Genomic DNA, 5,648 nt, shown 5'->3' on the forward strand with positions numbered 1-5,648 from the left:
GCGCGCGGAATACTGGTCCGATTGCGCATCGATGCCGTCGGCTCCTGGGGCATGCTTTCCAGTGCGCGGCTGGCCGCGTTGCGCTCCGCCGGGGTCCAACTGCACTGGAGCCGCCCCTGGTCGTGGAGGCGGCCGTTGGCGTACCATCGGCGCAACCACCGCAAACTGCTGGTCGTGGACGACACGGCCGCCTATCTGGGCGGCTTCAACATTCATCGGGACAGTTCGGCCGCCGCCGTCGGCCCCGGCCGGTGGCGCGACACCCACCTGCGGTTCGAGTGTGAACTCGTGCAGGATGCCATCCGCCACTTCGATGCCTACCCGCGCGCGCCCTGGCCACCGGTAACGCACTCCGGCCGGCAGCTGGTGCCCAACAGCAACCGCCGCTGCCGGCACGTATTGCACTGCGAATTCACCGATGCGTTCCGTGCAGCGCGTCACCGGATCTGGCTGACCACTCCCTACTTCGTCCCCGACCAGCACAGCCAAGCGGCGCTGCGCGACGCTGCCAGGCGAGGCCTGGACGTGCGCTTGCTGGTGCCGGGCAAGAGCGACGTTCCCATCACCCAGTGGGCCGCGCGCGCCGCCTATGGCAGCTTGCGAGCGGCGGGCGTACGGATCTGGGAGTACCAGTCCCGCGTCCTCCATGCCAAGACGGTTTTGGTGGATGACGACTGGGCGACGGTGGGTACGGCGAACTTCGATTACCGCAGCTTCTTCGTCAACGATGAGCTCAATCTGTTCGAACACGGACCGGCGCTGAATGGACAGCTTGCCGGCCAGTTTCTACTGGACCTGGACGACGCTGCCGAAGTCACCGAAGACTGGTCGCGGCGCAGGCCATGGCACTCGCCGGTTACCCAACTGATCGGTTGGTGGGCACGCCGCTGGCTCTGACGACACCCGGAGTGGGTGCGCCAAGACCGCAGGGGCGGACTTGGCCGGGGCGGCGCCCCGTCGAATCCGTTGTGTCGCGGCTGCCCGTCGTTCCAGTGTCGTCGCGCAACCGGCCCGCTGGCATTGCGTCGTCATCGCTGACACTGCCTGAAGCCCGTGAGCGCTTGACCCACGTCCAGGCCAGCATTGCGCGACCTCAGGGGGCAGACGATGAATGCAGCTGGCCTTCGGTGGTGCCGAGTGACTGGGCAAGCGAAAGTGGACGCGCCGGGCGAACTTTCTGGCGGAAGTGGACCCGGTCGTCCCGTGAAATTGGCGAACATATCGCCTGACCTGGACTCGAGGACGCGGGGTCTGGAAGGTTCATCGATCGCAGAGCCGTTGTTGCGCCCGGATCGGACGCGCTTGAAGCCCGAGGTGGGCGCCGAATATTTTTGCAATCATCGTCGCCCGGCGATTTGGGTCAGCAAGCCGATCCCGAGTGTTGCATCGGTTTTGGCGATCGATTCTTTAGCGTTGCTCATCGTTCCGGTCAACGCCCGGACGGCGTCGATCGTCTCTGGAATGACGATCGCCTGATTGTCGACCATGTAAGCGTAGAACAGCTCGTCCCCTTCGACTTTCAACATGTCCGACCACAGAGCCACTTCATAGAGATTGTCATGCGGCCGGCCGAGATCGGCCATGAGCTCCTTGACCGTATTGAGAGCCGACAATCCGGCATCCGTGCGTATCAGCGCGATCCGGGACGATGCGGCAAAGGCGTCGAGCACCTCTTCAGTGGGGGCCGGTCGCGTCAACTGCACCGACCAGTAATGCAGATGCGCCAAGGTCTCCGGCACTTTGACCGCCATCGTGATGACATCCAAAGCGGGGTCGACGCACTGCGCGTCCGGCCCCTGATGGCTGGGAATTTCAGGCTCGGGGACGAGGGTGTTCATAATGCCGCCGAGATGGCTTTCCCACGGATCCGTGGCGCGGCGCAGCAGCGTCCCGCGCGCGCGGCGCAGCAGACCCGCGTGCTTCAATGCAGTAAGTGTTCTGACGATCGAGGTGGTGTTGCAGGAGACGACTCGCGTGCTTTCCCGGTTCAATGCGCTCGAATAGCTGGCCTCGGCGACGAAGGAGTGTCCGGTCACCTCGTGCTTTTCGCCACCCTGGACGATGAACTTGATGCCCCTTTGTCGATAGATGTCAACGTTCAGCGCCGCGATTCGCTTCGGCGTGCAGTCAACCACCAGATCGCTCACCCCGAGCAGATCTTCCAGATTTCCCACGACTTCGAGGCCTGACTCCCGCATCGCCTGCGTATGTTCCCCGGTGGCCCCGAACAGGCGAAAGCCCTTCTGCAGCGCCACGCGCGGACGCCAGTCGGTACTGATATCCGCCACTCCTGCGAGCTCCATATCGTCCTGCCTGGCCACGGCTTCGGCGACACGCTTTCCGATCACGCCGTAGCCGTTGACGGCGACTCTGCACTTCTTCGCTTGGCTCATCGTCTTCTCCTCACAGCGGAGTTCGCTCGGCTGTCAGTGTCGCCGGTTGTCTCAGGAACGCGGGCCGAGTATTCCACGTAGCGGGTCAGCTGCTGTCGCTTGGACACCAGGCTTGATGAAGATCCTCGAATGGCGCTCACTCTATCAGACCTCCGGTCTACGCCATGTGCCAAGTGGCGCAGGCGCGCCGTGAGACAACGGGAAGGACAAGATAAGACCCCCATGAAAGCCGGGCTGGCGGCAGCCAGAATCTCTCGTGTGCCTGCGGGCCAGCGCGGGAATCATGAAGTGCAAGAAGGTCAGGGTGCAGGGCGAGCTGCGGTTCGGCGCGACGCGAGCTCGATGTAGACCATGACGCTGAGCACGGCGGCATAGAAGCACCAGACCGAGATGAACCAGCGCGCATAAACCAGGTAGGTGAAGCCCGCCGATGCCAGTGCCAGCACGCCGAACCAGCGGATCACCGGCTGGCTCGACATGCCCAGCCCCACCGTCGTCGCGGCGAGATACAGCGTCAGCGATATCGGCAGGAAGAAATGCGGCGATCGATACGCGAGGTGGCCTCCGGTCGGGACCACCTCGATCGGCGTGACGACCATGCCGAAGAGGAGGAACAGGGCGCTCGCGAGGCCGGCGACACCGAGCAGGACCAACACGCGCCGTCTCCATGGCACGGGCTCGAGTGCACGCACCGCCCATGGGATGAAGACGGGCCAGACCAGGTGGGAGAAGACCGAATAGACCTGCGTTGCCCAGGCGCGCAAGGTCGGTGCATCCCACGGGTAGCTCATCCATACGAGGCCCTCCGTCGCCTGCTGCGCGGCGAACAGGAGCGGGATCAAGGCGAACATGCGCTCGCCGGGCGTGTGCGCGGCGCGCAGCGCAAGCACGCCGATGCCGGTGAGTGCGACGCTGGCGGTAAAGCTTGCGGTGGCGGAAAAGCACATGGCGACCTCCTGTCAGCGGGGCGCGACGTAGCCGCCCGGCACGCCGTCGCGGGAAAGGACAAGCTGCCAGAGTTGCGCGTTGCGGCTGCGAAATGCGGCCATGCTGGCGTGTAGGTAATAGCGCCACATGCGGCGGAAACGTTCATCGTAGCGGGCCGGCAGCCGGGACCACGCACCTTCGATGTTGCCACGCCAGGCTTGCAGCGTCCGGTCGTAGTCGGCACCGAAGTTGTGCCAATCCTCGTGCACGAACAGACCCTCGCTGGCGGCGGTGATCTGCGCCGCCGAGGGCAGCATCGAATTGGGGAAAATGTAGCGCTCGATCCAGGGGTCGGTGTGGTTGGTCGAGCGGTTGGTGCCGATGGTGTGCAGCAGCGTGAGGCCGTGCGGCCGCAGGCAGCGATGCACTGTCTCGAAGTAGGCGCGGTAGTTGCGCACGCCGACGTGCTCGAACATGCCGACGGAAAACACCCGGTCGAACTCGCCGCGCACATCGTGGTAGTCCTGCACGCGGATCTCGACGGGAAACCCGGCACAACGCTCGCGCGCGAAGTCCGCTTGCTCCCTGGAGATGGTCAGGCCCACGCCGCTCACGCCGTAGTGCTCGGCGAAGTGGCGCAGGGCCTCGCCCCAGCCGCAGCCGATATCGAGCACACGCATGCCCGGCGCGAGCTGCAGCTTGCGCGCGATCAGGTCGAGCTTGGCGACCTGCGCGGCGTCGAGGTCGGCCGCCTCGCTCCAGTACGCGCAGCTGTAGATTAGGCGCGCCCCGAGCATGGCGCGGTAGAGATCGTTGCCCAGGTCGTAGTGGCGCTCGCCGACCTTGAAGGCGCGCCGGCCCCGCTGGCGGTTGAACAGCCGCGCACGCAGGGCGTCCCAGCGGTCGGCCCAGCCGATGACGGCTTCATCCAGCCGCGCACGCAGCAGGCGCGTGAGATCTGGTCCAGCGCCTCGCAGTCCCAGGCACCATCCATGTAGGTTTCGCCGAGTGCGAGCGAGCCGTTCCGCAGCAGGCGGGGAAACACCCCGGGATCGTGCACGCGCATGTCCCAGGAGCGCGGCCCGTCGACAAGCACGTCGGCGCGTGCAAGGACAGTGGCGACGGCCGCTTGGCCAGGGACCGGCCGGCGCGTCGGCGGCGTAGCTTGGGGGACGTTACCGGGCGGCGCAGCGCGGTCGGCAGCAGGGAGAGTGGTCTGGGACACGGTCATCGCTCCTGAGTCGATACGGAAAGTGGAAGCCCGGCCGGTGCGCGGCGTCGTGCGAGCGCGAGCATGGCCGCGGCAAGCAGGGTCAAGAGGAGGGTGGACAGCACCATCTTTCCGGCAAGGGTGGCGGCGAATGCGAAACCGCCGGCAAGACTGCCAAGCGCCTGGCCGGCACTCGTGAACGAAGCGCGCCACCCCAGACTGGTGGCCTCGGCGGCCCCCGCGGCGCGGGAGGTCCAGTAGACGAGCGCCGGCTGCAGCACGCCGCCACCTGCCGCCACGAGGATCAGGCCGAGCGCACTCGGCCATCGCCCCCCGAGCCAGGCGAGCAACGCGAGGCCGGCAGCGGTGGCGACGAACGAGGGCACCACCCAGGCGAATGCGCGCAACGGGTCGTGGCGCGGTCGGAACACGAGCGACTGGCTCAGCAGCATCACCACCCCGCAGCCGGTGAACATGAAGCCGATCGCCCGTGCCGAAAGGCCATCCACCAGGCGCCCCTGCGTCGCGAGCCCCACCTCGTAGACGCTCATTGCCGCAGCCGCCAGCGCGGCCAGCAGCACCAACACGGCGACGTCGCGATGGCGCGTGGGCGAACCCCTGCCGGCCACGACGATGGTGGAGGACTCGGGCGCAGGCCGCTGCGCTGCGGCTGCAAGCACGAGCACGGCGAAGCCGATGAGGACCGGGCCGACCAGGCTGTCGTCGGGCGCCACGACGCCTCCCACGCCCGGGCCGAACAGGCCGCCGACCAGCGCGACTCGGGTCAGGTCCGACAGGCGCTGCGAGCGGTCGCCCTCACTGCCAGCGGCGCGCGAAGCGGCGGTTTGCAGGGCGGGGAGCGCGGCGCCTGCGAAGATGAGCAGCATCGTCGTTTCCGAAGACCAGAGGAGCATGATCATCGCCGCGGCCTGGCCAAGCAGGCTGAGGCGCACGAGCAGGTGTGCCGGAAGTTGGCGACAGACCCGTACCCAGATCGGTGCCGTCACCACCATGGCGGCGCTGTAGACCGCCATCAACTCGGCGATCGCGCGCGCCGGCGAAGGCGACGAAGCCACCACCGTGGGCAGGACCGGCAGCACCACGCCGTAGGCGAGCGC

At 66.8% G+C, this 5,648-nt stretch carries 5 protein-coding genes; 1 reads left to right on the forward strand and 4 read right to left on the reverse strand.

From position 1 onward, the window contains the following. A partial coding sequence (locus tag ABS45_RS17515; protein ID WP_291558262.1) for a phospholipase D-like domain-containing protein occupies positions 1-897 on the forward strand: 897 nt, incomplete at its 5' end. Between the two features lie 440 nt (positions 898-1,337). Here the strand turns inward: ABS45_RS17515 and ABS45_RS17520 are convergent. From ABS45_RS17520 to ABS45_RS17535, 4 genes are all read right to left on the reverse strand, one after another. Beyond that, positions 1,338-2,393: a type II glyceraldehyde-3-phosphate dehydrogenase gene (locus ABS45_RS17520; RefSeq protein WP_291558265.1), complete on the reverse strand. Its 1,056-nt coding sequence runs from the start codon at positions 2,391-2,393 to the stop codon at positions 1,338-1,340. Positions 2,394-2,692: 299 nt separating this feature from the next. Then, positions 2,693-3,340, reverse strand: a complete 648-nt coding sequence (locus tag ABS45_RS17525) for a DUF6629 family protein (protein ID WP_291558268.1) — start codon at positions 3,338-3,340, stop codon at positions 2,693-2,695. A gap of 12 nt (positions 3,341-3,352) precedes the next feature. Further along, on the reverse strand, positions 3,353-4,393 hold the full coding sequence (gene cfa, locus ABS45_RS17530) for a cyclopropane fatty acyl phospholipid synthase (protein WP_366246646.1): 1,041 nt from the start codon (positions 4,391-4,393) through the stop codon (positions 3,353-3,355). Positions 4,394-4,547: 154 nt separating this feature from the next. Then, positions 4,548-5,648 (reverse strand): MFS transporter (locus ABS45_RS17535; RefSeq protein WP_291558271.1); only part of this gene is annotated, 1,101 nt, incomplete at its 5' end.

Origin of the sequence: Comamonas sp. SCN 65-56 (genome assembly GCF_001724135.1) — a bacterium.
Lineage (GTDB): Bacteria > Pseudomonadota > Gammaproteobacteria > Burkholderiales > Burkholderiaceae_C > Comamonas_C.

Coding starts and splice junctions, on each gene's coding strand:
- ABS45_RS17520 (WP_291558265.1), bottom strand. CDS start 2,393: ATGAGCCAAGCGAAGAAGTGCAGAGTCGCCGTCAACGGCTACGGCGTG.
- ABS45_RS17525 (WP_291558268.1), bottom strand. CDS start 3,340: ATGTGCTTTTCCGCCACCGCAAGCTTTACCGCCAGCGTCGCACTCACC.